26 protein-coding genes are annotated in these 26,093 nt (G+C 53.2%); 5 read left to right on the forward strand and 21 right to left on the reverse strand.

Annotated elements, in window-relative coordinates; genetic code table 11:
* Positions 1–8 precede the first annotated feature (8 nt).
* The 15 genes from yqeK to D3P07_RS01960 all read right to left on the reverse strand — a co-directional run bounded on the left by yqeK (position 9) and on the right by D3P07_RS01960 (position 14,408).
* Positions 9–575, reverse strand: coding sequence for a bis(5'-nucleosyl)-tetraphosphatase (symmetrical) YqeK (gene yqeK, locus D3P07_RS01890; RefSeq protein ID WP_119798387.1), 567 nt, complete (start codon positions 573–575; stop codon positions 9–11).
* The gene (nadD, locus tag D3P07_RS01895; RefSeq protein WP_119798388.1) at positions 538–1,155 is read right to left on the reverse strand and encodes a nicotinate-nucleotide adenylyltransferase; all 618 of its coding nucleotides are present in this window, start codon (positions 1,153–1,155) and stop codon (positions 538–540) included. The genes yqeK and nadD overlap by 38 nt, the downstream gene beginning before the upstream one ends.
* Before the next feature lie 68 nt (positions 1,156–1,223).
* Positions 1,224–1,520, reverse strand: a complete 297-nt coding sequence (gene yhbY / locus D3P07_RS01900) for a ribosome assembly RNA-binding protein YhbY (RefSeq protein ID WP_119798389.1) — start codon at positions 1,518–1,520, stop codon at positions 1,224–1,226.
* A gap of 75 nt (positions 1,521–1,595) precedes the next feature.
* Complete coding sequence (aroE, locus tag D3P07_RS01905) at positions 1,596–2,465, reverse strand: shikimate dehydrogenase (protein ID WP_119798390.1); 870 nt, start codon at positions 2,463–2,465, stop codon at positions 1,596–1,598.
* Positions 2,466–2,492: 27 nt separating this feature from the next.
* Complete coding sequence (gene yqeH / locus D3P07_RS01910) at positions 2,493–3,620, reverse strand: ribosome biogenesis GTPase YqeH (protein WP_119798391.1); 1,128 nt, start codon at positions 3,618–3,620, stop codon at positions 2,493–2,495.
* Positions 3,620–4,144 (reverse strand): YqeG family HAD IIIA-type phosphatase, encoded by a 525-nt coding sequence (locus D3P07_RS01915; protein WP_119798392.1) that lies wholly within the window; start codon positions 4,142–4,144, stop codon positions 3,620–3,622. The genes yqeH and D3P07_RS01915 overlap by 1 nt, the downstream gene beginning before the upstream one ends.
* A 133-nt stretch (positions 4,145–4,277) precedes the next feature.
* A complete protein-coding gene (locus D3P07_RS01920) occupies positions 4,278–6,509 on the reverse strand; it encodes a transglutaminase TgpA family protein (RefSeq protein WP_119798393.1) in 2,232 nt (743 codons plus the stop codon).
* The gene (locus D3P07_RS01925) at positions 6,506–7,756 is read right to left on the reverse strand and encodes a DUF58 domain-containing protein (RefSeq protein WP_119798394.1); all 1,251 of its coding nucleotides are present in this window, start codon (positions 7,754–7,756) and stop codon (positions 6,506–6,508) included. Before D3P07_RS01925 ends, D3P07_RS01920 begins: the two co-directional genes overlap by 4 nt.
* Positions 7,757–7,760: 4 nt before the next feature.
* Complete coding sequence (locus tag D3P07_RS01930) at positions 7,761–8,717, reverse strand: AAA family ATPase (RefSeq protein WP_119798395.1); 957 nt, start codon at positions 8,715–8,717, stop codon at positions 7,761–7,763.
* Between the two features lie 199 nt (positions 8,718–8,916).
* On the reverse strand, positions 8,917–10,212 hold the full coding sequence (locus D3P07_RS01935; RefSeq protein ID WP_119798396.1) for a hypothetical protein: 1,296 nt from the start codon (positions 10,210–10,212) through the stop codon (positions 8,917–8,919).
* 145 nt (positions 10,213–10,357) lie between these two features.
* Positions 10,358–10,708 carry a stage V sporulation protein AE gene (spoVAE, locus tag D3P07_RS01940; RefSeq protein ID WP_119798397.1) on the reverse strand — a complete coding sequence of 117 codons (351 nt, stop codon included), beginning with the start codon at positions 10,706–10,708 and terminating at the stop codon, positions 10,358–10,360.
* Positions 10,705–11,727 (reverse strand): stage V sporulation protein AD, encoded by a 1,023-nt coding sequence (spoVAD, locus tag D3P07_RS01945; RefSeq protein ID WP_119798398.1) that lies wholly within the window; start codon positions 11,725–11,727, stop codon positions 10,705–10,707. The genes spoVAE and spoVAD overlap by 4 nt, the downstream gene beginning before the upstream one ends.
* A 1-nt stretch (position 11,728) precedes the next feature.
* The gene (gene spoVAC / locus D3P07_RS01950) at positions 11,729–12,181 is read right to left on the reverse strand and encodes a stage V sporulation protein AC (RefSeq protein WP_119798940.1); all 453 of its coding nucleotides are present in this window, start codon (positions 12,179–12,181) and stop codon (positions 11,729–11,731) included.
* A 273-nt stretch (positions 12,182–12,454) separates the two neighbouring features.
* Entirely contained in the window at positions 12,455–13,297 is an 843-nt protein-coding gene (locus tag D3P07_RS01955) for a sugar phosphate isomerase/epimerase family protein (protein WP_119798399.1), read from the reverse strand.
* A 28-nt stretch (positions 13,298–13,325) separates the two neighbouring features.
* Entirely contained in the window at positions 13,326–14,408 is a 1,083-nt protein-coding gene (locus D3P07_RS01960) for a Gfo/Idh/MocA family protein (protein WP_119798400.1), read from the reverse strand.
* Between the two features lie 141 nt (positions 14,409–14,549).
* On the opposite strand from D3P07_RS01960, the gene D3P07_RS01965 reads away from it, so the two are divergent.
* Complete coding sequence (locus D3P07_RS01965; RefSeq protein WP_119798401.1) at positions 14,550–15,428, forward strand: AraC family transcriptional regulator; 879 nt, start codon at positions 14,550–14,552, stop codon at positions 15,426–15,428.
* Between the two features lie 245 nt (positions 15,429–15,673).
* On the opposite strand, the gene D3P07_RS01970 is transcribed toward D3P07_RS01965, so the two are convergent.
* The 6 genes from D3P07_RS01970 to D3P07_RS01995 all read right to left on the reverse strand — a co-directional run bounded on the left by D3P07_RS01970 (position 15,674) and on the right by D3P07_RS01995 (position 20,432).
* The gene (locus tag D3P07_RS01970; RefSeq protein ID WP_119798402.1) at positions 15,674–16,759 is read right to left on the reverse strand and encodes a polysaccharide deacetylase family protein; all 1,086 of its coding nucleotides are present in this window, start codon (positions 16,757–16,759) and stop codon (positions 15,674–15,676) included.
* Between the two features lie 80 nt (positions 16,760–16,839).
* Positions 16,840–17,592 (reverse strand): hypothetical protein, encoded by a 753-nt coding sequence (locus D3P07_RS01975; protein ID WP_119798403.1) that lies wholly within the window; start codon positions 17,590–17,592, stop codon positions 16,840–16,842.
* Positions 17,592–18,287 carry an ABC transporter ATP-binding protein gene (locus D3P07_RS01980; RefSeq protein WP_119798404.1) on the reverse strand — a complete coding sequence of 232 codons (696 nt, stop codon included), beginning with the start codon at positions 18,285–18,287 and terminating at the stop codon, positions 17,592–17,594. The genes D3P07_RS01975 and D3P07_RS01980 overlap by 1 nt, the downstream gene beginning before the upstream one ends.
* Position 18,288: 1 nt before the next feature.
* Positions 18,289–18,675: a GntR family transcriptional regulator gene (locus D3P07_RS01985; RefSeq protein ID WP_119798405.1), complete on the reverse strand. Its 387-nt coding sequence runs from the start codon at positions 18,673–18,675 to the stop codon at positions 18,289–18,291.
* Positions 18,676–18,715: 40 nt separating this feature from the next.
* Positions 18,716–19,477 (reverse strand): ABC transporter permease, encoded by a 762-nt coding sequence (locus D3P07_RS01990; RefSeq protein WP_119798406.1) that lies wholly within the window; start codon positions 19,475–19,477, stop codon positions 18,716–18,718.
* Positions 19,470–20,432, reverse strand: a complete 963-nt coding sequence (locus D3P07_RS01995; protein WP_119798407.1) for an ABC transporter ATP-binding protein — start codon at positions 20,430–20,432, stop codon at positions 19,470–19,472. The genes D3P07_RS01990 and D3P07_RS01995 overlap by 8 nt, the downstream gene beginning before the upstream one ends.
* Before the next feature lie 262 nt (positions 20,433–20,694).
* Between D3P07_RS01995 and D3P07_RS02000 the strand changes: the two genes are divergently transcribed.
* From D3P07_RS02000 to D3P07_RS02015, 4 genes are all read left to right on the forward strand, one after another.
* Positions 20,695–21,408 carry a response regulator transcription factor gene (locus D3P07_RS02000; protein ID WP_119798408.1) on the forward strand — a complete coding sequence of 238 codons (714 nt, stop codon included), beginning with the start codon at positions 20,695–20,697 and terminating at the stop codon, positions 21,406–21,408.
* Positions 21,409–21,422: 14 nt separating this feature from the next.
* Complete coding sequence (locus D3P07_RS02005; protein ID WP_119798409.1) at positions 21,423–22,853, forward strand: sensor histidine kinase; 1,431 nt, start codon at positions 21,423–21,425, stop codon at positions 22,851–22,853.
* A gap of 80 nt (positions 22,854–22,933) precedes the next feature.
* The gene (locus D3P07_RS02010) at positions 22,934–23,689 is read left to right on the forward strand and encodes an ABC transporter ATP-binding protein (protein ID WP_119798410.1); all 756 of its coding nucleotides are present in this window, start codon (positions 22,934–22,936) and stop codon (positions 23,687–23,689) included.
* 4 nt (positions 23,690–23,693) lie between these two features.
* Positions 23,694–26,063: an FtsX-like permease family protein gene (locus D3P07_RS02015; RefSeq protein ID WP_182914144.1), complete on the forward strand. Its 2,370-nt coding sequence runs from the start codon at positions 23,694–23,696 to the stop codon at positions 26,061–26,063.
* Positions 26,064–26,093 lie beyond the last annotated feature (30 nt).

The following is a 26,093-nucleotide window of genomic DNA, read 5'->3' on the forward strand; positions in this document are numbered from 1 at the left end:
TTTGTCTTTTACGCGTGTAATTCCTCAATAAGCCCATTGCGGGCTTCAATCGTCAGCGGATAGATCCGTTTGCCCTTGGCAATCAGAAATCCGATCGTTCCATCTAGTCCAGCCAGCACCGCTTTCTCCAGATGTTCCTCGCTAAGCGCACGGATGGCATCGACTCCCGGGAAATCGCGCCCCGGCTCGATATAATCCGCCAGCCATACAACCTTCTCCAGCTTGCTCATGCCTCTGCGCCCGGAGGTATGGTAGCGGATCGCATCCAGCACGCCGCCGTCGGTCACACCGAAGTCGCGCTCAGCAACCCATGCCCCGACGACTGCATGCCATAGCTCCTTGTCATAGCCAAGCACCTCTTGATCCAGTCCGTTGTCCCGGATCGCATTGCCCTGGCGCTCAATTGACCAGAATTTCGCCACGTCATGAATAATGGCGGCAAGCTCAGCGCGCTTCGGATCTTCACCGTACCGTATCGCAAGCGCTATGGCCGTCTCTATTACGCCTTCTGTATGGCGCCAGCGACGCTCGGGCATCTCAGCGCGGACCCGCTCCATGATGAGTTGTCGATCCATACAGTCCATGCCTCCTTATATAGTCGCGTACAGGCTCCGGCACAAGATAGCGAATCGACTTCCCCGTGAACAGACGCTCCCGGATCGCTGTTGATGAGATGCCAATTTGCGGCATGCGGGCCATCTGAAACGATTGCTGCAAATAAGACGGAAGCGAGTCCGGCATCGGGTTCTCGCCCGGACGCTCGAGGCCGATAAAGCCGGCCATGGCCGCAAGCTCCCCAATACGATGCCACTTTGGCAGATCGTTGATACGGTCGGAACCGATAATGTACGCGAAAGAGCAGCCTGGATGCTGCTCCTGCAGCTGCTTCACCGTATCGTAGGAGTAGCTGGTGCCGCCGCGCCTGATCTCGATATCAAGCGCCCGGAAGCGGTCATCTCCCTCTACGGCTAATCGCGTCATTTCGAAGCGGTCCCAAGCCGGTGTGGAAGGAGCCGCTTCCTTCAAGGGCGGATCTGCGGTCGGAATGAACCACACCTCATCCAGATCCCCCTGCTCCCTTGCCGTCTCCGCAGCAAGCAAATGACCGATATGGATCGGATCGAACGTTCCGCCCATGATGCCTATTTTCCTCATGGCCGCTCCCTCCCCCGATTCATAGCCTTCCTGGGCTCCATATGAACCTTGGCGGCTGCCGCCGTTCCTTAGGCTCTCGGAAGCTCGATCTTCTTGTGATCCTTGGATTCCTTGTACAGCACGATAGTCTTGCCAATCACTTGAACAAGCTCAGCGCCGGCCGCTGCTGCAACTTCTGCTCCGATTTCCTTCGGATCGTCGAGGCAATTGTTGAGCACGGACACTTTAATCAGCTCTCTCGTCTCGATGGCTTCTTCAATATGGCGAACCAAATGGTCATTGGTGCCGCCTTTGCCGACCTGAAAGATCGGTTGTAGATGATGCGCTTGCGAGCGCAAATAACGTTTTTGTTTGCCAGTTAGCATAATGGTATCCTTCTTTCGTCTGCATCAATCTTGCTATCCTATCGATCTTATTGTGCGATAAGCCCGCTCGTCCTATCACTGAAGCGCGGCCAGCACCTCTTCCTTCATCGCCGCAACCGGCGCAGGCTGGCCCGTCCAATATTCAAACGCATAGGCCCCTTGATAAATAAACATGCCCAGTCCGCCGTGAGCGATGCAGCCTTGCTGCTCCGCGTCACGCAGAAACTTGGTCTTCAGCGGATTGTAGATCAGATCGCTCGCTACAGCGCCCGGCTTCAGCCAGTGCCCTGTCACGGGAGATTGATCCACCTGCGGGAACATGCCGACCGAAGTCGTATTAATGACAATGTCCGCATCCCCGCACAGCTCCTCCAGCCGATCGCTGGACGAAGCCGCAAGCTGCACCCCGCCGGATTCCAGAGAAGCCGCCAATTCTTCCGCACGCTGAATCGTACGGTTCGTGACCGTAATTCGTGCGGGCTTCTCTTGCAATAGAGCGTAGACAATGCCGCGAGAAGCGCCTCCGGCGCCAATCACGACAATATGCTTGCCTTCTAGGGACGGAGCCGCTTCTTCCTTCAGGGATCGGACGTAGCCAATGCCGTCGGTATTATAGCCGATAAGCCGGCCATTGTCATTCACGATCGTATTCACAGCGCCGATCGCTCTGGCGCCTTCGTGAATCTCATCCAGCAAATCCATCACCCGCAGCTTATGCGGAATCGTCACATTGACTCCGCGGATGCCCATCGCTCTTACGCCGCGAATGAAATCCTCCAGCTTATTATCCGTGATGTGAAAGGCAGCATACGCACCGTTGATCGCCGTCTCCCGGAACGCCCGGTTCATCATAATCGGCGATTTTGAATGGCGAATGGGATCGCCGATAACGCCGTACAGCACGGTATGGCTATCGATGCCTTGTCTTGCGGTATGTCCTGTCATGGCTGTTCCCCTCCCAAGGCGCATGCCTTAAATCATGGAATCGCGAAGCAGTACCTTGACGCCTTTCGGGGCGTATATATCCACGAGCGCCCCTCGGGAGCCATTGGCTTGAATCCAGCCGAGACCGGAAATGAAGATGTCCTGTCGTTCCCCCTGCCGGACCTTGAGCGAATGTCTTGTCCACGCCGGTATTGTCTCCAGCTCCGCCGTCGTAGGCGCGCCAAGCAGCTCGCCTTTATGATTGTCGTACAGATCGTCGGCACGCTCCAGCTTGGTACGATGCACATTCAGCGCATTCGACAGATATAGCGTAAACGACTGCCGCTCGCCTTCGACAAAGTCGAAGCGGACAAGGCTTCCGATGAATAGCGTCTGCTGCTCATTCAATTGATAGACAAGCGGCTTAATCGGCTTGTCCGGCATAAGCGTGCCCAGGAAGCTGCGCGGTACGACCTCGGTCATACGGCTTGTATAGACAATTCCTGGCGTATCGATAATCGCCTTGCCGTCCTCCAGCGGGATATGGACTGCGTCCAGCGTAGTGCCCGGATAACGGGAGGTTGTAAGCTCGCGTTCCATATCGCTGTAGTCGCGGATCAAGCGGTTGATCAGCGTTGATTTGCCGACATTGGTTGCGCCGACGACATAGACATCGCGTCCCTGGCGGTGACGGTCAAGCGACTCGATAATATGGTCGAACCCCATATTGCGCTTGGCGCTGCACAATACAACATCGACGGTTCTGAGCCCTTGCGCCTTCGCTTGCTTCTGAACCCAATTGCGAATCCGGTTCAAGTTCATGCCCTTTGGCAGCAAGTCGATTTTGTTCACAACGAGCAGTACCGGGTTGTTGCCGACGAACCGCTGCAAGCCCGAAATCAGGCTGCCTTCAAAATCGTACAAGTCGACAATATGCACCACCAGGCTGTCAGTCGCACCAATCCCGCCTAATAGCCGCAGGAAATCATCCTGATCAATGGCGACCGATGAAGCTTCATTATAGTGCCGGATACGGAAGCATCGCTGACAGATGACCGGCTCCTTCGCGATCGTTGCTTCCGGGATATAACCAGCCTCGTCCGGATTGCCGGATTGCAGGCGCACGCCACAGCCTGCGCATGATTGCTCCGTATGTTCTCTAAGCTGCCCTTCCATTACTTCGTTCCCTCCTCATACCACAAGCCGCGCTTTCTTAACCGTGCCAGCGCAAATCTCTCTAATCCTCTGTTTACCTTTGTCATGACGCCCTCATCAGCCGGTGAAATAGGCGCCACCAGAATCGTATATAGCCCCATCCGGTTGCCGCCGAGCACATCGGTCATCATCTGGTCGCCAATCATAACCGTATGCTCCGCCTTAAGGCCAAGAATGGCTAGCGCCTTGCGGAATGCGCCTTGCGTCGGCTTTCTCGCCGCATGCACGAACGGAATATCGAGCGGGGCAGCGAATTGTCCGACCCGCGTCTCGTTATTGTTGGACACGATGACGACCTTGAAGCCGGCCTCCCGCACCTTGTCCAGCCATATGACAAGCTCCGGCGTGGCAAGAGGCTCCTTGGCGCCGACGAGCGTATTATCCAAATCCGTAATAATGCCGCGTACGCCCTCAGCGTACAACACATTCAAATCAATATCATATACCGAATGAACGCGCATATTCGGCAATAATCTCTCGAACATAACCGATATCCCTCTGCTTTCTGCCTGCTATCTTACGAAACTATACCATATAAACGGAATTTGTTGCAAAGAAATACCGCCTGCCAGCATCGCTGTCAGGCGGCAGTCTATTCGAACACGAACCTAGACCCATTTACTTCAATTCACCAATCAAGTACCGGACTTTGTTCGTATAACGCTCGACTTCTTCCTTCGTTGCGCCCGCAGCTCCGTACTTCGCTTTCTCAAAGCCGTCCAGCACGGTTCGGAAGTCATCCTGCAGCCGCCGCTGGCTCTGCGACCAGCGGGCTACTGCTTCGCGCAAGGTCTCATGCTCTTCACGCTTCATGCCCCTCTTCTTGCAGAAGCGAATGAGACGGTTAGCCTCCAGCACAATCTGTTCGTTTGTATTCAAATTGCCGTGCCTGATTTTGAACCAGGCCATTGCCATCTGGCGGCGCTTCACAATCAACCAAGCGGCTGCAGCGATAACCAGTACAGCCAGGCTCGCCAATCCCCATACCCGGCTTGGCCCTCCGGATGTTTTCACTACGGCATCCGGCGACTCCGACAGCTCTTCTTCAGGCAAAGACAACTCAAGCTCTTCGCCCTCCGGCGACACATACGGAAAACGGAAGCCCGACGTCGGCTCGAATGGAATCCAGCCGAATCCCTCGAAGTAAATTTCGACCCAGGAATGCGCATCTGAATTGCGAACCGTATAGGTGCCTGCGCCTGTAGGATTGTATCTCTCGCCATCCAGCATGTTGTCCCCCGGCGGCCCATAACGATCAACCGGCAGGATGCCTGGCGTAAAGCCCTTTACCCATCGGCTGGGCAAGCCTACGCTTCGGGCCATGACAGCCATCGCGGTCGAGAAGTAATCGCAATACCCTTCCTGGAGCTCGAACAGAAACCCGTCAACGAAGTCTACGCTGTTGCCCGAAAGCTTGGATAAGTCCGGCTTATTATTGTAGATATAGTTTTGCCTCAAGTACGTTTCGATCAGCTTGGCGCGGTCATAATCGGTAGTGCCCTCTGCCGTGATCTCCTCAGTGAGCTCCCTTACCCGTTCAGGCAGACTGGACGGCAAGCTAAGATAATACGGATCTAGACCGTTCGGCAGAGTCGCTTCAGCGGTACGAAGTCCCTCTTCATCCAGCGAGACAACGAATGAGGTGACCGAATAGGACTTAGGATACGGCAATGATTCATTCCATCTCAATTCCCAATGCTCCGGCGACCATCTCATTGCATTCGACATGACGGCTGCCGTTTCGTCGTTGATCCAATTGACTTTCGAGACGGGAGCCGCGCCGAACAGAATGGGATAAGCATCCTCGCGCTCCAGCGTTACGACCTGGTGCACCTCAGTAAGCTGCGCTCTCTCCCTGCCGCCTCCGTCAGTGAGTGAGGCTTCCGCCATGACCCGGTCGCCATCGATCATCAGAGCATTTCTCCAGCCTTGGCCGGTATATTCTCCCAGCGTCTCCCCGCGCCAATAGCTTCGCTGTGAGGTCGATACCGTCATCATTGGGGAGAAGTCGTAATCAAACCCTCCGCCCAATATATCGTCATTCCGGCTATAGCCGGAGCTGGAATTGCCTACCTCAGCCGTAAAATCATCTCGTTGCAGAGCCTTGTCTCCCAGGAAAACTTGGACCTCTTCCCCGCGCGCTTTTTTCCAGATCGTATAAGGATCCTGCAGCAAGGGAGAAATGGAGGGCACGTTCAGCGCAATCACCAGCAGCACCGACAGCACAATAACAGCGGGAGTAAATACCCGGATCGGATATTCCAACAGCTCCTTCAAGCTCTCGGGATGCGTACGCTGGAGCCTGTCCAGATGGTTCAATACGAGCCATGCCAGGCCTATGAATACGACAACGGCGACATTATCCCAAAGCCAAATCGGCGTAAAGGAATCCGCAACCGTCAAGAGGACTATGCTCGCTCCGATAAGTCCGAACATCCTTGGCCGGGTTACCGTCCATCTCGTGAACAGCCAGTGAATAACGAGCAGCGACAATCCGATCCACAGAAACGGATGCAGCCCAGCCAGCGTCTCCCTGAACCACCAGCCCCATCCTCCGGAATCCGCCGAAGGCGTAGCCGACCATTCTATCCTCGCGAACCGGAAGGTGATGAACACCGCAGCCGCGAATTGAAGCAGCAAACGAATGATCCATCCTTTTAAAGGAAGAACAATATCGATAATGGCCGCGATCGCAAGCGTATAATAAGCAATCTTGAACGATTCCGGCCACCAGTAATTTTCGAAGATGGACAGAGAGCTCATCAGAATAGCAGCTACGAACAGGGAAACGAAGCGATCATACCAGTTCAGCTTTAAATAAGAAGCGATCCAGAATGTCAGCTTTTTCATGCGATCCCGCTCCCTTCGAGCGCTGCGGGAAGATCTTGCAGCCGCTTGATATCGTAGACCATCCAACCCCGGCTCTCCAAAATGCGCTTCCACGCCACATTCCCGCTAATTCGATTTGCAGGTGATCCGATATGAATGAGGCATGGCGTCACGCCTTTGCGCGAGAGCCATTCCATGCTTTGAATAACTTGCTCGCCGGTCTCCGAGGAGATCACAATTGCGAAGCAGCCCGGCTCTACGGCCGATTGGGCTTGCTGCAAGGAGGCATATAACGGATGTGGGGCGTCCGCATCGACACTCGTCAGATGCTTCAATACCATGTTCCGTTGGTCCGCACCCGACTTCGGCGGCAGAATCGCCATCTCTTCCCCGACCGACAACAGCCCCATTGCCGTATCGTCTCTGAAGCCGTGCTCCATGAAGGAAGCCGCTACGGAGACGGCAAGCTCGAAGGGCTCCGCCACCGCTCCATCTTGCGGCGTCAGATGGCGGTCCAGTATGAGCAGCGTCCGCGGCAGCGACTCCCGCTCGAATGCCTTCGACTTCCATTGGCCGGTCTTGGCCGTCGCGTTCCAATGGACCCGCGACAGCCTGTCGCCGTGATGGTATTCGCGCACGCCGTTAATTTGCGTCGTCTCCTTCGCGGACCTGGACGCCGTCGCATGCGAGTAGGGCCCGCGTATCCCTTGCCGGAATCCGTTCCATTGGCGAAGCGGAACCGTCTGGGGCAATACGCTGAATGCCGCATCCGAACGAAATTGGCCGGTATGCTCGAACAAGCCGAATACATCGTAGGACAGACATTCCGTATCTTTGAATTGATAGTTGCCGCGCGCAAGCGGCGGCGTACGGTACGTCACTTCTCCACTGCGCTTCCAGTTCGGTACGAAGGAGGTCTCGAAGCTGAGCGCCTGACCGTTGTGACGGATGAGACCGTCTCTTACGATAACGTAAGGAAGGGGGAAGAACCCCGGGATCTTCACATTCAAACTAACATCGAGCGCTTCGCCTGACGTAATCGCGCTATGACCGGACGCGCTGTGTCCGGAATACGATCTCGCGCCTGCCACTTTATTAATGCCGCTCCAGCGGCCAAGTATCAAATAAACCAGAAGCATGTTCAAAATGATAAACAGCATCAATGCCGTCTTGCCGCCCTGGAACAGGAAATAAAACAGGCTGCAGCCATAGACGAAGGCGACAAATTGCCAGCGGTATTGTTTAGCTTTCGTCGCATGGATCCTCATCGGATTAACGCTCTAGCCGAACCGGCACTTTCGTCGATTGGACGATCTGGCTGACGATATCCTCCCCGCGCAGCCCGTTCATGCGCGCTTCGGTACGGAGCAATAACCGGTGAGAGAGAACATAGGATGCAAGCGCCTTCACATCATCTGGCGTCACATAATCGCGCTGGCGTAGGAAGGCATGCGCTTTCGCCGCTTTGGTCAGCGCAATCGCGGCCCTTGGGCTTGCGCCCAGCAGGATGCTCGTATGCTCGCGGGTGCCCCTTACGAGCTCAATGATATAGTTGCCCACAGCATCATCGACATGTACTTCAGTCACTTGCCGCTGAATGCTGATCATGTCCGTCATATCCAGCACCGGCTGTACCCGGTCGGACGGATGATCGCCGGAGCTCGATGTAATCATGCGGCGCTCATCCTCGGCGCTCGGGTAGCCAAGCGACAGCTTCATCATGAACCGGTCAAGCTGGGCCTCCGGCAGCGTGTAAGTGCCTTCAAATTCAATCGGATTTTGCGTGGCCAGCAGCATGAAAGGCCGGGGCAGCTCATACGTATCGCCGTCCACGGTAACATGGCCCTCCTCCATCGCTTCAAGCAGCGCGGATTGCGTCTTGGTCGTCGCTCTATTAATCTCGTCTGCCAGCAGAATGTTCGTCATGACGGGACCGGGACGGAACAGAAAGCTCTCCTGCTTCGGATGATAGATCGAGACGCCAGTTATATCGGTAGGAAGCAAATCGGGATTGCACTGAATTCGTCTGAATTGGCCTCCTATGGACTTTGCCAATGCTTTGACAAGCTGTGTTTTGCCGGTGCCCGGCACGTCCTCAAGCAGCACATGGCCGCCAGCCATGACCGCGATTAGCAGTCTTTCAATTTCTTCATGTTTTCCCAGGATACAAGTATCTAAGTTTCGGAGAATCGATGTGCATAATTCCATATCTGCCGTGCGGATATCCATGACATAACCTCCCGGAAATATAATCTGAGATAATAGTACCATTTTACAGTAACGCATTGATGGAGCACAAATCGCAGCGCTACAAAAAATATTGGAGAATCCCACAGAATCCTCCAATTCAAGTGCCGAGCGCTTGTACCTAATGCCGGGCTAGCCCCGCCAGGAGCCTCATCTTGCATCCATGCGACCGTATTGCCGATCAATCCGCTTTCGCTTTAAGGCGAAATTGAAGCGAATGTTCATGCACTTCATAGTCGTATTGATTCCTTATAGGGGAAACTGGATCTAACGGACTCTCCGCGGCTGTTGCAGACTTCTTTCCCGTCTTCACTTCATAGGTGTAATAGAAGACATTCGATTCTCTTACTTCATCGTCTGCTCGATACTCATATTCCCTGATTACTGCCGTACTTTCATTTTCCCATCCGGCTACTTCGATGCTTCTGCCCTTGGACGCTTGCAGCGATCTTATTGGCTTGGCGTTCTTGTCCAGGAAATCGATCTGCTGCGGGGCAATGATCAAGAAATCCATATCGATCGCCTTCACCCATCTATCGGCCGCATCAGCCGACTCTACCCAAGCGATCGAGCCCGCTGCATTCCACTTCACCTTATCGCTTGGTACATAGTGGTCCTCCGGCAATAGATAGGCTCCCTGCGCCTTACCACTCATATCATAAAAGGTTACGGCTCCGCTCTCATCGTCAAAGGCAAAGCGGTCCATTGCCGGTGATACAAACAAGGACGGATATCCGGTCGTAGAATGAGGAATGACTCTAAATGACTCGTCCAATCGCTGATCGGTTCCACTCTTCAAGTCGAACAGCCATATCGTCCCTTCGAAGCTTTGGAGAAACAGCATGCCCTTCTCTTCATCCCATCGCTTCTGATAGATCTTGTCATAAGGATCCATTTCCGGCCATATATCGGAATGCAGTCGTTCAAGCTCGCCCGTCTCCGTGTGGAGTATAGAGAGATGAACCTTCACTCCGTCATCCGTAACCTCAGGCTCAAGGAGAAGCACGCGATTGTCGCCTAGCTTGCCTAGAATTCCCGAGTTGGAAATAAAGAAATTATAGCCTGGAAGGTTAGAGCCCGGAATGGTCTGGACCAGCCGAATCTCAGCCGTTCCCGCAGCCGGATCAACGGAGACGAGAGCATCGGTCAAGTTGTGATCATCATGGAAAACATGCAGGTATTGATAGATGCGGCTTTGAAGCTCAACCGAAGACTTCACGTAGAAGCTAAAGCTATCGCCCATCCCGTCCAGCTTCACAAGAAGAGTGCCGTCCTGCTGTACAGCTGGCGATAGCACCAGATTTCTTTCGCTTAAGGCTGTAGTGGGCTCTACTTCAGGCGCAGTCTGCGGCTGCTCCACAACCGGCAACGGGCTGCTTGTCGGCTGGACCGTCTTCTCCTCGCCCGCACATGCACCAAGGACGAGAGTCGCAAGAAGCGCAAGCAGGATCAGCTTGCTTTTGAACATGATATGCATGACAACACCTCCAAACACTAGACGTAAACTTCCCAAAAAGGTTGCCATATTTTCCAAATACCCGCTCGTTCCAATAGGACTATGGAACGACAACAACCTGTTGAGCAAGCTCAACAGGTTGTAATGGTTTATAGGAGGGGCCTATTCAGCCTTTAGGCCGAATAATTAAGGCTGCAAGAAACGAGAATATAATCGCGGCCGATATGCCCGCGCTCGTCACTTTGAATATGCCGGAGATGACACCGATCCACCCCGACTTGTGCAGTTCCGTCAAGGCGCCATGCACGAGCGCGTTGCCGAAGCTTGTAATGGGAACGGTAGCGCCGGCACCCGCAAATTTAATGAGCGGCTCGTAGAGATCCAGTCCGTCAACAATGGCCCCGATTACGACAAGTGTAGCCATGGTATGCGCCGGCGTCAGCTTCACTACATCGAACATCAGCTGTCCGAGCACGCAGATCGCGCCGCCGACAAGGAACGCCCATAGAAAAATCATTGTGATTGCTCCTTTCCTGCAGCAATGGCCACCGCATGGGCAATGCCGGGAATGCTCTCGCCTTGCTGGAACGATAAGGGAGACAACAGCGCGCCTGTCGCGACGACGAGGATTCGCTTAAGCTCTCCCTTCTGGATACGCTTCAGCAAATGGCCGTAGGTGACGACAGCGGAGCAGGCGCAGCCGCTGCCCCCTGCCTGAACCTTCTGCTTCTGAACATCGTAGACCATGAGCCCGCAATCCATGAAGAGGGTATTGTCCATCGGAACGCCATTCTGCTTCAGCAAGTCCTTGGCAATCGGATGTCCCACTCCCGCCAGATCGCCCGTTACGATCAGATCGTAATCGCCAGGCGATCGTCCGGTATCATTAAAGTGCGCCTGAATCGTATCGACCGCCGCTGGCGCCATCGCCGCTCCCATATTGAACGGATCTGTAATGCCCAGATCGACGACCTTGCCGATGGTTGCGCATTCGATAACAGGACCTTCCCCCGACGCGGCAATAACGGCAGCGCCCGCGCCTGTCACCGTATATTGTGCAGTTGGGGGTTTCTGGGAGCCGTATTCGGTCGGATACCGGAATTGCTTCTCCGCTGTACAATTGTGGCTGCAAGTGCCCGCCATGACATGTGTTGCAGCTCCGCTGTCCACCAGCTGCGATGCAAGCGCAAGCGACTCCATAGACGTGGAGCATGCCCCGAATACGCCAAGATAAGGAGCGCCAAGCGATCTCGCGGCAAAGCTGTTGCTAATAATCTGATTCATAAGATCGCCGCCAATGTAGAAGTCGAGCTGGCTTCGCTCCAGCTTGGCATTCTGGAGCGCGAACTCCGAAGCCTGCTCAAGCAGCAAGCGCTCCGCCTTCTCCCAGCTCTTCTGCTGCATATCCAGCTCCGGATGCACCAGATCGAAGTCCGCAGCCAGCGGACCGTCACCTTCATCCGGTCCTACGACCGTCGCGGTACCGATAATGACCGGCTTGTTGTCAAACCACCAGGTTTGTTTGCCCCGAAGCATCTTATTGCCCCCCGGTGCCCAGTATCAAATGAACGATACCGACAAAAAACGCAGCCACTGTGCCGAATACGATAACCGAACCGGCAAGCTTGAACATATTGCCGCCTACGCCCAGCACCAGCCCTTCGCTGCGATGCTCCAGCGCGGCTGAGCACATGGAATTGGCAAAGCCTGTAACCGGCACAGCCGAGCCTGCTCCCGCGAATTGGGCCAGCTTGTCGTAGACGCCGAGGCTCGTCAGGACAACGGAGATAAAGATCATGACGGCAACGGTGGGATTGCTGGCATCCTCCCGTGACATATCCATCAAATGGACGAACAGTTCCGTAACCACTTGACCAATTACACATATGAACCCGCCGATCAGAAAAGCCTTCAGGCAATTGGCCGGAATCGATCTGGGCGGTTCCTTATCCTTGGCGTACGCCTGGTATTCCTTTGGCGACATCGCCATTTTTTTGTAACGTTCTGCGTTTGGTTTCTTCGGCGCCAAATGAGCTTCCTCCTTTACCGCCCGCGGGTTCCCGATCTGAACAATGGGACAACTGCCTGCTTACGCCAGCTATCGGGCCGCTAAGCTTCCTTCCGTTTCATTATTTGTTATTTGCGGGTCCATTATGCCAACTTTCATACTCGAAAATGCAAATGCCCCAAGATGTCAGCCATCTTGGGGCATTGTACGATCATGAATCAATTATAGATGTGAAATCGGTGCACTTGGACCGGATCAGACAGGCAGTCCTGCTGCGGCGAACACTTTGTCAAAGCCTTCCTTCGACCGCTTCGCCAATTCCTCCGGCGTGCCCGCTGGCGGCGCTGAGGATAGAATCTCCTGCGCGACATGGCCGTCGTAGCCGATATGCTCCAGCGCTTTCAGGAAGGATGGCAGATCGATAACGCCTTCGCCCGGATAGAGGCGGCCATTGTCCAGCGCTTCCTCTACCGGCACGGCAGGCGCGTCGTTCAAGTGAACATGGACGATCTGGGAAGGAAGCAGCGCCTCGATGTCCGCAGCGCCAAGCCCCGTTGTATACCAATGATAGGAATCAAGCAGCAATCCGACATTCGGCTCGCCGATCGCGTCAATCCAGTCCAGTGTCTCATCCAGCGTCCAGATGAACGGATTGCTCCATCTGGTGCGAAGATGATGAGGCCCTACAAATTCCAGACCAATCGAGATGCCGAAGTCGGCCAGCAGCACCGCGCATTCGCGCAAACGGCGTGTCGCAACCGCCATGAAGTGAGCGGCCTTCTCATCCGTGGATGGAAGGATATAGGTACAGCAGCTCACACAGCCAAGAGCCTTAGCTGCTGCAGCATACGCAACCAGCTTCTCCAGATCCTCCAGAAACTTCTCCTCCGTCGTACGCCATTCCACCGGCAAGCCGAAGGAAGCCAGCACGACACCATTGTTGCTTAGAAGCCGCTGCGCTTCTTCCTCTCCACACTCATCCACTAATGCAAGCGGATCGAGCTCCACAGATTGAAACCCATGACGTCCGGCCAGCTCAATCAGCTCGCGCTGGCTTTCCAGCGCTCCTAAACCTGCTTTTGACAGTCCTCTCAGCATGATGCTGTCCTCCCTTATATCCTGCTCTCTATTTGTCGAGGTCCCAGTTCAGAATTACCTCATGGCCCGTGCGGGACGATTCGTAGATGGCATCCAGAATGAGATTGTTCGTAAATCCGGTAAGCGCCGAAGTGATCGGCTGCTTGCCCTCGCGAATGCAGGCCAGGAAGTGCTTGCTAAGGCGCGCTCTCTCGCCTTCATCATTCTCGGGCTTCGACAGCAATGTCTCCAGCGGACGATCGAATTTCTCCGTAAGCAGCTTGCCTGTTCCGCCTTTGTAGCTTGCGCCGCCTTCGGAACCCATCAGATGGATGAACGGCGTGTTGTCCGTATCCATATGAACCGCCCAGCTTACTTCCAGCGACAGCGTGCTGCCGTCCTCCATCTTGATCAGAGCAGTCGCCAGATCCTCAACATCGTAGACGCCGTTCCAATCCGGCGTTCCCCAATTGCCGATGCCTTTGCGCTTCGGCCCGAATTCCGCATAAGTCGCCCCATATACAGATACCGGCTTCGGATTGCCCATCAGATACAGAGCAAGATCAAGCATATGAACGCCGATATCGATCAGCGGGCCGCCGCCGGATTGATCCATGCGCGTAAACCAAGTACCCCAGCCTGGAATGCCCTTGCGGCGGAACCAGCCTGTTTTGGCCGTATAGATCTTGCCAAGCTCACCGCGGTCAACTTGCTCCTTGATCGCCATAGGCACCGATTCCCATCTCATCTGATGGCCAACCATCACGATGCGGTCAGACTCCTTGCTCGCTTTCAAGATTTGACGAGCCGCTTCGCTATTTATCCCCATCGGCTTCTCAAGCAGCACATGCTTGCCCGCCTTTAGCGCTGCAAGGGCCAGCGGAGCATGATGCTGATTCGGCACTCCGATAATAACGGCATCTACATCGTCACGGGCAATTAGCTCCTCCGGCGTTGCAGCCACTGCGCCAATTCCGTATTGAGCTGCTTTCGCTTCCGCCAACGGCAAGAATGCATCCGTAATAGCCGTAATTTCGCATTGATCCGCCAGCTTGGAGAACTCCTGGGCGTGAACGCCGCCAATGTTGCCCGCTCCGATAATGCCGATTCTGATTTTATGATTGATTCCCATTCTAAGTAGCCTCCCGAATGAATGTGGTGTACGAATTATTGTTATAACCGCTTACGATCTTTATGTTAAAATAAATGGAGCAGAAAAGCGTGCTTGTTTTTTCGAAATATATCTCATTTTTTCGGAGGCTCCGACGTTTCTATGACGTACTTTCCCGATTACTTCAAAACTTATCCCAACATGAATACGTCAAGCCCCCTCCATATTAGCCTGAACACGCTGCCCAGAGGCTTTCGGCCTCATCGTCATGACTTCCTGGAATTCTCCTATGTGATTGACGGAATGGGCTCCGAAGCGATTAATGAGAAGAAGCACCCGATGTCTCCCGGCACCTTCACCTTTGTGCTTCCCTATCAGGTCCATGAAATATTCACCACGGAGGGGAGCCAGCTTCAGCTGTATAATTGCAATTTCAGCATGGAGCTTCTGATGGAGCCTGGAACGGGCGAAGGCCTGCATACGCTGATCGATCTGGGAGGCGATATTCCCTACGTTCAGCTTAGCGGCACAGAGAATGAGCGCATGAAGGAACTTATCGAAGATATGTACCGCGAATATCAGGGCAATCAGCCATGGAGACAAACCATGCTGCAGCTGCGGCTAAAGGAGATACTCGTGATGTTCGATCGGGCGCGCCCTCGCTCCCAGCCTGACACAGCTGAGACCTCTTCTTCCAGAAAGGGAGCCTCCCTATGGCCCATTATTCACTATATTCACCAGCATTACCAAGACGACCTTGCTTTGTCCGACCTGGCGAAGCAATTCTCCATGAGCATGTCTCGCATCAGCGAGCTGATCAAGGAGACAACGGGTCAAACGTTCGTCCATTTCCTGCGCGACCTTCGCATCCGGCATGCATGCGGCCTGCTCGCATCAACGGATATGAGCGTGACCGAGATTGCGATGGAAGTCGGCTACGGGTCTTATAAAACGTTCTCGCGCGTCTTCCGGGAAAGCCGGGGCCTCGCGCCGAAGGATTACCGCAAGCTGAAGGGCTCCCAACTGCCGTTGCCACATTAAAAATAAGCCGCATGCGTCCGACTCGACGGTCGAATATCATGCGGCTTACTTGCGCTTGACTGAGAATCAGCTTTCCCAATTGGCGATCATGCTTGCTGTCATTACCAAGACGAATATCACATACAAGACGAGTGAAATGATCCGGATCGTCCGTCTGTTCATACCCCCGCTCCTCCCAGGTTCGCATCGGTCCTTATCTCTATCCTATGCGGACCATGACAGTTGCGGAGCTTGTTTCATTAGAATTAGCCCAATCTCTCGGAAACCAGCTCGGCCTTCCAATCCAGCTGCTTGCACATCTGCAGCAATCTGCGGATATCTTGACGGACTTCGATTTGCTTTAGCCCCGCGGCCCAAGCTTGTTCGATTGCCCATCTCATCATATAGACAAGCGTATCCGCCTGTGCTTCCTTGGCGCCATGCTCGTGAATTATGAGCGTATCCCCGCTTTCATATGCACGGGCATAACCCCAATAAGAGTCTTCAAACTCACGAACGCCGAACCATTCTTGCGCGCCGCCGCTTGGCAGCGGCTTCTCCAGCTGCTCCTGCCATTCTGCAGCCGTAGAAGCGCTGTTCACATGACGCTCCACACCCCATGACGCAATCTGCGCGGCCAGCTCCGGCGCCACAGATTCTACCGGATACCAGTCTTGCGGCGGATATTCCAGCGTCTCAGGCACGTCCACAATTATTTTCCAGCCTCTATAGGATGGCTTGCGGCCCAGTGACTCCATCATGGTCGGCATGCTAACGGCTGTCAGCTCTTGCTGCTTCGCAACATCGCTGATCAGCTTAAGCGAACCCGGCGACCCAATCGCGATATCGTTGCTGTGCATAACAACAATCGTGCCGTTCTTCAATTCGGGAATGATCACCTTTGCGATCGCTTCAGCAGAAATCCCCGCCCAGTCAAACGATTCTACGCCTTCGATATCGACATACCCTGCTTCATCCAGCCATTGCAAGCGCTCATCGTCGTAACTTGCATAGGGAAAACGCATATAAGCAGGACACGGCAAGCCTGTCGCTTCTTGATAAGCCAATTCAACCGCTTTCAATTCCTCCATGAAAACATGTTTCGGAATTTGTGCCATGCGCCGATGATGATAAGAATGCGGTGCCAGCGCATGCCCGCGACGAATAATTTCCTTTGCCCTCTCGGGGTAGCGATCCATCCACTCGCCTGTAAAGAAAAACGTGCCAACAGCGCCCTCTGCCTCCAGGGCATCCAGCCATAGACTAATAGGAAGACGGCCAGGCCCGTCATCAAAGGTAAATGCGTAATAACGGTCTTGCTCCGTTCCGCTCATTATAATGGTATCGTTCAAGCAGTACCTCTCCCTTGCGATGGAATAAATTCAGCTTGATTATAGCCCAAGGGAGTGGACAATGCTATCCTGTTGCAAGACTATAGTTTGATCCTACGCTCAATCAGGTAGATAGTACCATAAACCAGGCAAATCAATACGCCAGCCTCGAATGCAAGCGTCATCCACTCAAGAGAGTTAATCGAACCGAAGGTCAACGACATGTTCCCGTTGCCGGACTCGAGTGGACTAAGGCGAATAAAGCCGTATACTTCGCTCGTTGAGAACAGGATATCCTCCACCCACGGGATGATCGTAAAAATCAGAATACACACGACGATCCCGAGGAACGTTCCGCCTTTGCCCTCCACAATTCGCGAGAAAGCCATAGAGAAGAAAATGACCATAGTCGTAAATACAGATCCCCATATAGCTAATGCGATGGAGACTGCAATTTCACCGGCTGTCAGTTGTTCAATGAGCAGCACCAAAAACGAGGTCTTGTCGTACAGCGCGGAAAAAACGGCATCAAATGCTGCAAATAACAAGAACATTACGATGGTTAATCCAAACATCAACACAAGAGGCGATACGATGGTATAAATCGTCGGGAGCGGAAGCAGCCGTCTGCTGTAAGCTTTGATATTGGCAACAAACGTCTGGCAAGCCATGAGAAAAACGAGAAAGCCGCTAAAGAAAAAGAGCATGCATGCGATGACAATGACGAATTGCTCACTCCACCCGTTCCTCCAACCTACAGTCAAATTGACGATTTGCGCCACGAGCAGAATGATAAACCCCGCCAGCGTCATTGTGGCATTCCGCTTCCAATCATATTTCATCAGCTTAAGCATTAAGCATACACCTCTTTGAATAAGTCAACGACGCTCTTGCCATGCGTCATCCGTATGTGATCCACTTCTTCATGCAAGGCAAGCTGTCCGTTCTTAATGAATATCACCTCATCGAAAATTCTCTCTATATCCGTTACTAGATGAGTCGAGATCATCAGGCAGCTGTTCTCGCTGTAGTATTGGACAATAGCATCCAATATCTTCTCCCGAGCGACGGGATCTACGCCTCCTATCGGCTCGTCGAGCAGATACAGCTTGGCGTTGCGGGAGAGCGCCAGTGTCAGCTGAAGCCGCTCGTTCATCCCTTTCGACAGCGACGTGATCTTCTCGCGCTCCGCAAGTCCCATGAACGATAGCATTTCCTTCGCCTTGGCCCTATCAAAGTCGGCGTAGAAATCCTGGTAGAAAGAGATGGCGTCGCGAACGCGCATCCACGGCTCGGTCAGCGGCTTATCCGGCATGAACGACGTCATCGCTTTGGACTGCAGCCCGATCGGCTCCCCGCATATCCGCGCTTCGCCCGCGGTCGGATGGATGATGCCGGCAGCGATCTTCATAATCGTCGTCTTGCCGCTCCCGTTGCTGCCTAACAGGCCAATGATACGGCCAGCTCCGGCTTTGAACGAGATCCCCTCAAGCGCCGATTTGGAGCCGAATCGTTTGCCGATTGACTTCATCTCCAATATGGGCTCCATGTTACGCTTCCTCCTTGTCTTTCGTATCCGACTGCACAGCGCCTTCAACGAGCGCTACGATATCGCCCTCCGCAAAGCCAAGTTCTTTCATCCCGCTGACGAAACGGCCCAGCAGCTCTGACGCCATCTCTTTTTTCATTTGCATGATTGTCGACTCCTCATCCGTTACGTAGCGGCCAAGGCCGCGCTTTGTCTCTACGATGCCTTCCCGCTCAAGCTCCTGAAAGGTGCGCTGGATCGTATTAGGGTTGATCTGCAATTCGGCGGCTAGGTCCCGCACGGATTCAATCTTATCGCCGGGACCCATCTTGCCGATAACGATCTGTTTCTTGATATAGTTCATGATCTGAATGTAGATGGGGGCATTATTATCGAACTCGATAGTCACAATGGGCCATGCTCCTTTTACGATGCCCTGACTCATAGAACTAGGACACATCGCGTTTTCTGAAGATGAAGAAACTTGCAACCAAGAACACAATCAGATAGATGGCGATGACCGATGCCGAGAATGGGAGCGTCATGCCTTGCGGCATAGTGCCGCCATTCTGGTAGACGGACAGATCCACATTAGGGAACAGCGTGTACTTGATGAAGGAGTAGCGATTAAGCAGCAACGTCAATATTCCGCCCGCCATCACGCAGAACATGGAGATGCCGACCGTTGCTCCGCTTGATTTGGTCAATACGCCGACCAAGAATGTAAGTGTAACAAAGGTCAACGTGTAGATCGTCAAGTACAAGACATTTTCGCCAATAAGAGTCAAGGTCTTAGCGTCTCCTCCGCCGAAGCCGAATACGATAAAGCCCGTAATAAACGCCATCGCCAGCGTAGCAGCGATCAGTACGATGGAGAACAACAACGTGACGGCATATTTGGATGCCAATATCTTCGTACGGCTCTGCGCACGGATGAGCAGCAGCTTGATCGTACCCATCCGGAACTCGGATGGCACAATGTTGGCAATTGCAATGATAGCAATGAGCGGTAAGATTTGTCCAGCGCCCATCATCGAACCGAACAAGGCGACAAAGTCAAGCGCGCTGTCCATCCCCTCCATCGGGTAGCGGTGAATGAAATATCCGCTAATCCCAATGAAGAGCGCCATGATGCCAAAGTATACAAAAAACGATTTCTTCTTATATAGCTTAATCCATTCGTTAGTCAGCAAAGCTCCAAAATTACGCAATGCGGTTCCCCTCCGTCCACTTCATAAATTCATCTTCCAGCGTTGATTTCATCTCTTCGATTCGATAGAGCCCGACGCCGCCGCCAGCAAGCGCAGCTACAATCTCAGGAATATCCTCATGGCGGACCGAAAGTGTGATGCGGTCCACTCCTGCCTCTTCAATCGCTTGCAGGCTATCAATCTTAAGCCCGGTTAGGATACGTCTCGCCTGCTCCGTATGGGACACCTGCAGCGCAAGTCTGACCAAATTGCTGTCTTGTTCCCGCTCTCCACCAATCGATCTGACCGTGATCAGCTTGCCCTCTTGTATGACAACGACTCTGCTGCACATCAGCTCCATCTCGGAGAGCAAATGGCTGGATACCAGTATCGCAATCCCTTCCTTCTCCGCAATGCTCTTCATATATTCGCGCATCTCGCGAATACCCGCTGGATCAAGTCCGTTTGTCGGCTCATCCAGGATAAGCACGGACGGACGATGCAGAAGCGCCTGCGCGATGCCGAGCCGCTGTCTCATACCCAGTGAATAGGCTTTAACCTTTTTGTCCAAAGCATTTTGCAAGCCGACCAGCTTCGTAACCTCATGAATGCGGGCTTCCGTCACGCCCTCCGACATTCTGGCATACTGCTTCAAATTATCCATGCCGGTCATGTATGGATAAAACTCTGGATTTTCGATAATGCCGCCAACATGCCGGATAGCGCGTTCAAAGTCGGTACGGACGCTATGGCCTCCAATATGCACATCGCCCTCCGTCATGCCAATCAAGCCTACAATCATGCGGATCGTGGTTGTCTTGCCCGCTCCGTTAGGACCGAGAAGGCCAACAATCTCGCCCTTCGCAATCTGGAACGACAAGCCGCTAACCAATGTTTTGCTGCCGATCCGCTTCGTCACACCGTTCAACTGAAGAACGGAAGTTTGCTGTCCTTGCCCGTTTTTCCCCGTGTTCATGTGTTTTCTCCACTCCTATTTTCGTTCTCTTTGTATTAGCGTATTAGTGTTATATCTGAATAGTACACTAAGACATTAGGATTGTAAAGCGTATTTTTTCACCAGCTCATCAATAGCTCATTCGCGATTAGCGTTTCCCCGCACCACTATCCCTACATTTCTGCTCTCCTCACTCGATCAAGCTTTCCTTTTGCTTGTCGATCTGTAGGGATCGATATATACTCGATTAGAAAATAGACGACGAATATGGGGGTTTTTGCCCATGAATACGACCAAATCCATTCTTATAATCGAAGATGAACAAGATATTTCCCGCGTGCTGAGAGACTATCTGGTCAAACAAGGCTTTGCCGCCGATACCGCAGACAACGGCGTAGAAGGCATGCGCATGCTTGCGGCATCCGCTTACGACTACGTCATTCTCGACATCATGCTGCCCGATATCGACGGCATCGAGCTGTGCCGCCGCATTCGCGAGAGCAGCCAGGTGCCCATCCTGATCTTAAGCGCGCGCGACAGCAATACGGACAAGGTGCTTGGACTCGGATTCGGCGCGGATGACTATATGACAAAGCCTTTCTCGCTAAGCGAGCTGGTTGCCCGCATTCAGGCACACTTCCGGAGATACGACAGCGTAGTAATGCCAAAACAGCCGGTCGGAAGCGCCCTTCAAGCCGGTCCTATTACGATTGACCGCAAGTCTTACCGTGTGACGCTGCATGAGCAGGAAGTGTCCCTTTCCGCCAAGGAATTCGAGCTGCTCCACCATCTCATCAAGCATCGCAATCAGGTTTTTTCCAAAAACCAGCTGCTGGATGCCGTATGGGGATATGGCGTCTATGGTGACGAAAACACGGTTACGGTGTACATACGCAGATTAAGAGAAAAGCTCGAAAAAGACCCGTCTTCGCCTAAGATGCTGAAGACCGTATGGGGTGTAGGGTATAAATTCAATGAGGATCTCGAATCGGAATAGAGGAGCTGCGGAGAATGAATCAGTGGATTGCAAAATGGCTGGCCGCTGCGCTCTTGTGCTTAGCGGCCCTGGCAGGCAGCGCCATATATTTGCTTCAGACCGGGCAGCCAGCCTCACATAGAGAACAGGATGCTCTTGCTCAGACCGCCAGAGTGAAGGTCAATGAATTGCTGCTATATCTGGAGAGGCATCTGCATGAGATCCGGTCGGGAAACCATGACGAAGAGCTGGGGATGCTTAGCCGTACTGGTGAAATCGATGTGCTTGTCCTCGCATTGGACGGAAGCATCTTATTCGACTCCACAGGCGAGGCAAAAACGGCTTACAACCCGCGACTTCTGCTGACGTACGACCGTCTCGCAAACGATGAAGATTCCGGGCGCTACAACATCGCATACCCCATTATAGATGAGCGGGAGGATACCCAAATCGGGAACGCGGTCTTCTCCATGTCTCGGCTCTCCTTATCCTCCAGCCTTCCATCTCCAGTCTGGCTCGCCAGCACCCCCTATCTCCTGCCTGCTGTCCTAGCTATCATAATGTCAGGGCTGCTCCTTCTTATGGTCTGGAAAATGCGCAATCGCATGATGAAGCCGCTTCTGAAGCTTAAAGACCATTCAGAGCAAATTCTAAATGGCAATTACGGGGAGATAGCCGAATATGACAAACAGGACGAAATCGGAGAGCTTTACGCTGTGTTTGACCAGATGAGAGCGGAAATTAAACATTTGGACACTAGAAGAGTGGAGCAGGACCGGGCGCGCAAAGAGCTGATTACGAATATCTCGCATGACCTGAAAACGCCGCTGACCACCGTCAAAGCCTACATCGAAGCCATTCGCGAAGGCGTATGCCCAGACATGGATTCGGTCATGGCTTATGTCGACGTGATGAAGTCGAACACGGACAAGATGTCTCGCTTGACGGAAGATCTGCTCCTGCACGCACTCCAGGATCTGGGTCAGATCTCCGTTCATCTGCGAGAGCAATACAGCCGTTCATTATTTGAGGATATGGTGAAGCCGATCGCGCATTACGCGCGGTCAACCGGCGTAATCATCCATGAGCCCCGGTCGATCCCGGATGTGCTGATCTCGGCGGACTCGCAGCGGCTGGAGCAGGTCATCGGCAACCTGGTCATGAATGCTCTGAAGCATACGAGGCCCGAAGATACGATTCGAATCGATATTGAGCGAACTGCGGACGACCTGGCCGTTACAATCGCGGATACAGGTACAGGCATCTCTCCGGAGGATATGCCGTTCGTCTTCGAACGTTACTATCAAGGCCGCTCGAACAAAGCGGAAGCAGCTCTTCCAACCGATGGCTCGGGACTCGGACTATCCATCTGCAAGTACATTGTGGAAGCACATCACGGCATGATTTCCTTCCGCAGCGTCCGGGGAGAAGGCACCCGATTCACCTTCACCATACCGGTTCTGTAAGGATTTATTCATAATTTGATAAGAGGATATACACGTTTGCTCTCTATACTGACTTTATTACCAACTAGGAGGGTTAACCGTTGACCAAGCATGCCATCATACAAGCTTCCCATCTGTGCAAGACGTATACGACCGGCAAAGAAAATTATCATGCGATCCGCAATTTGGATATCGACATTTACGAGGGAGACTTCACCGTCATTATGGGCAACTCCGGATCTGGCAAGTCTACGCTGCTCTATCTGCTCAGCGGCCTCGACCGGCTAACGGCGGGAGAAGTCACGTTCAAGGGCAAGCGTATTGACCAATACAATGAACAAGAGCTTGCCAAGTTCAGAGCGGAGCATATCGGTTATATCTATCAGAGCATCAATCTGGTGCCGGATCTATCGTTCATTGATAATGTGGCGCTGCCCGGCTATGTGGCAGGAAAATCGAAATCCGCCGTCAAAAGCCGGGCGCTGTCTTTGTTGAAAGCCATGGACATCGAAGAGCAGCAGCACCGGCTTCCATCCCATACATCCGGCGGACAGCAGCAGCGGGCGGCTATCGCTCGCGCGCTCATTAATGAACCGGAGCTTCTATTCGCCGATGAGCCTACAGGCAGCCTGAATTATGCGCAAGGCGTCGCGGTGCTCGATATGCTGACGGAGCTTAACCGCCAAGGCCAGTCCATCGTGATGGTCACCCATGATATCAAGGCCGCATGCCGTGCCGATCGCTTCATCTATATCCGGGACGGCAAAGTAGGCGGCATGCTGGAGTTCGACAAGTATGAGCCTGCCGATACGGCCCACCGCGAGAATCTTATTTTCTCGTATGTATCGGGGGATTAGCGCGATGATGGCCATTTATACGCTTTGCCTAGCCCAGCTGAAACGAAAAAAACTGCAAAACATCCTGACTATCCTGCTTATTATGCTCTCTACCCTGTTGATGTCGACCTCGATGATCCTGCTTGCGAATACGGATAATGTCTTCCTGGATATGCACGACAGAACCAATGGCTCGCATGAGCTGCTCCTGCTCGACCAAGGCATCCATCCTCCAGCAGACGTGCAGCATTGGTGGTCGGAGCAAGCTGGCGTCTCCACTACGCCGCTGCTGCCCTACCAAACCATAAGCAAGGTGTCTAAGAACGGCAACGTCATCTCCAACGTATTCGTCTACCTCATGGATACGCCTAACGCGCCTATGACGGTTGACCGTTTATTGGTTGCACACGGCGAAGAGAGCATCCAGCCAGCGCCAGGCACCATTTGGCTGCCGTCCTCGCTGGCGAACAAACAAGGCATTGAAGTCGGCGACCGGCTGGAGTTCGAAAGCGGCGGCCGCGCGTTCGAGCTTTCCGTCAGCGCGATAGTCATTGATCTGCCTTACGGAGCGCCCTTCTCCACTTCATCCCGAATCTGGATGAATCCGGCCGATTTCAAGAGCCAACTCACAAGCGTTGCAAGCGACAGCTATATGCTGGGATTGCGGTATGATGCCTCCGTAGACCGAGCGGCGTTATGGGAGCAATTCGAAGCATCGCTGAATAGCCCCTATATTGAAACCAAGCTGACTTATGAAGAGATGTCTTCCTTCTATCTGATCTTGAACAAGCTTATCGGCTACTTGATGATTGCGCTTGGCGCGACGATGCTGGTCATCGCTCTTCTTACAATCGGCTTTACGGTATCCGACGCTATCCTTACCCAATACCGATCAATTGGTATTATCAAATCATTAGGCATGACGTCGAACCGTACGCTAGCCGTATTCCTGATGCAATATATCCTTCTTACGGTAGCTGCTGTCATCCCCGGACTTGCTCTAAGCGGCCTCATATCAGGTTTTATTATGGACGGGACCTTGTCCAACCTGAGACTGGGCCAAGCGGATGCCCCTTCATTCCAGGGCGGAGCCATGCTGTCCATTGGATTGCTTGTGCTGGTTCTGGTCAGCGCTTGTACCTATGCCGTTGCCAACAAAACTCGCCGTATTATGCCTGCCCAAGCTATTCGCTATGGCATGTCGGAAGATGACAACGCCCGCTTCAGCAAAAGACAGGCTGGATGGATCCGCCTCGACCGCTTCTCACCTTCTATTGTGCTGGCGTGGAAAAATATACGGAGTCATCAAAAGGGCTCTTGGCTCATCTTCATCATCTCATGCGTAACGGCCGCTGCTCTATCCTTCGGTTATACGCTGGTCAATAGCGTCGCTTCGATTGATCAGCGGGCCGGCGAATGGGGATATGATTCATCGCATATTGCCGCCATCGCCATTAATCCCGCCTCCTTCTCGCGGGACGCGCTCGATAAGGCTCTAGAGCAGGATAGCCGGGTACGGTCATCCGCTTGGCTCTCTACGGTTAACGGTGTTGTCATATCCGACAGCCCTATCAATATAAATATCAGTGTACTGGAAGGCAGCTTCGAAGAAACAGGACTGACTACAATCCAGGGGCATAATCCGCAGCTGCGCAATGAAATTGCGCTCGGGGTTAATGTAGCCCGGCAGTTGGATGTTGGCATTGGCGAGCATGCGGAGGTCTATATCCAAGGCGTGAAGCGAACCTTTGTCGTATCCGGCATCTATCAAGCGATTGCTAATATGTCCTATTCGGCGCGTATCTCATCGGAAGCGATTCTTGACGGCAAAGGAGTCTCCAGCTTCAAGCCGGACACTGCCTTCATCAACGTATTCGATCTGGAGCAAGCAGACAGCGTTGCCGCTGAGTTCAATGAGCGATTCCGCTCCTCCATGACGATTGTCACGCAGAAGCAGCTTCTGGATTCCGTATTCAAGGAAGCTACGGGATTGCTGATCCTGCCGATGGGCTTTATCGCGCTGCTATTCATTGCGGTCTCGGCTATTATTATCTACAGCACATGCAAAATTCAAATCCGTAAAGAAAGCAAAACATACGGCATCTACAAAACGATTGGCCTGACTTCATCCCGCATACGAGTTTCTATTCTTAGCGGAATTGCAGGTATAGCCTTCGCAGGTGCACTTGTCGGAGTTCTTACCGGAATTTTCGTCCTGCCAAGCTCCATCGAATCGCTGCTGCATAGTTATGGCATTCTATATTTGCCCATTGTGCTGGATTGGACCGGCATTGCCATTGCCGCATGCTTAAGCATCATTCCCGCAGCACTAGGCTCATGGCTGTCATCGTCGTTAATCGCATCTACCTCTCCTCGCAATTTAATCGTTGATTAAGCGAATAGCAAGCAGCCCGTTCCACTTCTA

The sequence above is a fragment of the Paenibacillus sp. 1011MAR3C5 genome (genome assembly GCF_003591485.1).
Lineage (GTDB): Bacteria > Bacillota > Bacilli > Paenibacillales > Paenibacillaceae > Pristimantibacillus.

Coding starts and splice junctions, on each gene's coding strand:
- yqeH (WP_119798391.1), bottom strand. CDS start 3,620: ATGGAAGGGCAGCTTAGAGAACATACGGAGCAATCATGCGCAGGCTGT.
- D3P07_RS01915 (WP_119798392.1), bottom strand. CDS start 4,144: ATGTTCGAGAGATTATTGCCGAATATGCGCGTTCATTCGGTATATGAT.
- D3P07_RS01955 (WP_119798399.1), bottom strand. CDS start 13,297: ATGCTGAGAGGACTGTCAAAAGCAGGTTTAGGAGCGCTGGAAAGCCAG.
- yhbY (WP_119798389.1), bottom strand. CDS start 1,520: ATGCTAACTGGCAAACAAAAACGTTATTTGCGCTCGCAAGCGCATCAT.
- spoVAD (WP_119798398.1), bottom strand. CDS start 11,727: ATGCTTCGGGGCAAACAAACCTGGTGGTTTGACAACAAGCCGGTCATT.
- D3P07_RS01930 (WP_119798395.1), bottom strand. CDS start 8,717: ATGGATATCCGCACGGCAGATATGGAATTATGCACATCGATTCTCCGA.
- D3P07_RS01935 (WP_119798396.1), bottom strand. CDS start 10,212: ATGCATATCATGTTCAAAAGCAAGCTGATCCTGCTTGCGCTTCTTGCG.
- spoVAC (WP_119798940.1), bottom strand. CDS start 12,181: ATGGCGATGTCGCCAAAGGAATACCAGGCGTACGCCAAGGATAAGGAA.
- D3P07_RS01960 (WP_119798400.1), bottom strand. CDS start 14,408: ATGGGAATCAATCATAAAATCAGAATCGGCATTATCGGAGCGGGCAAC.
- spoVAE (WP_119798397.1), bottom strand. CDS start 10,708: ATGATTTTTCTATGGGCGTTCCTTGTCGGCGGCGCGATCTGCGTGCTC.
- yqeK (WP_119798387.1), bottom strand. CDS start 575: ATGGATCGACAACTCATCATGGAGCGGGTCCGCGCTGAGATGCCCGAG.
- nadD (WP_119798388.1), bottom strand. CDS start 1,155: ATGAGGAAAATAGGCATCATGGGCGGAACGTTCGATCCGATCCATATC.
- D3P07_RS01925 (WP_119798394.1), bottom strand. CDS start 7,756: ATGAGGATCCATGCGACGAAAGCTAAACAATACCGCTGGCAATTTGTC.
- D3P07_RS01980 (WP_119798404.1), bottom strand. CDS start 18,287: ATGGAGCCCATATTGGAGATGAAGTCAATCGGCAAACGATTCGGCTCC.
- D3P07_RS01965 (WP_119798401.1), top strand. CDS start 14,550: ATGACGTACTTTCCCGATTACTTCAAAACTTATCCCAACATGAATACG.
- D3P07_RS01920 (WP_119798393.1), bottom strand. CDS start 6,509: ATGAAAAAGCTGACATTCTGGATCGCTTCTTATTTAAAGCTGAACTGG.
- aroE (WP_119798390.1), bottom strand. CDS start 2,465: ATGACAGGACATACCGCAAGACAAGGCATCGATAGCCATACCGTGCTG.
- D3P07_RS01975 (WP_119798403.1), bottom strand. CDS start 17,592: ATGCTTAAGCTGATGAAATATGATTGGAAGCGGAATGCCACAATGACG.
- D3P07_RS02000 (WP_119798408.1), top strand. CDS start 20,695: ATGAATACGACCAAATCCATTCTTATAATCGAAGATGAACAAGATATT.
- D3P07_RS01995 (WP_119798407.1), bottom strand. CDS start 20,432: ATGAACACGGGGAAAAACGGGCAAGGACAGCAAACTTCCGTTCTTCAG.
- D3P07_RS02015 (WP_182914144.1), top strand. CDS start 23,694: ATGATGGCCATTTATACGCTTTGCCTAGCCCAGCTGAAACGAAAAAAA.
- D3P07_RS02005 (WP_119798409.1), top strand. CDS start 21,423: ATGAATCAGTGGATTGCAAAATGGCTGGCCGCTGCGCTCTTGTGCTTA.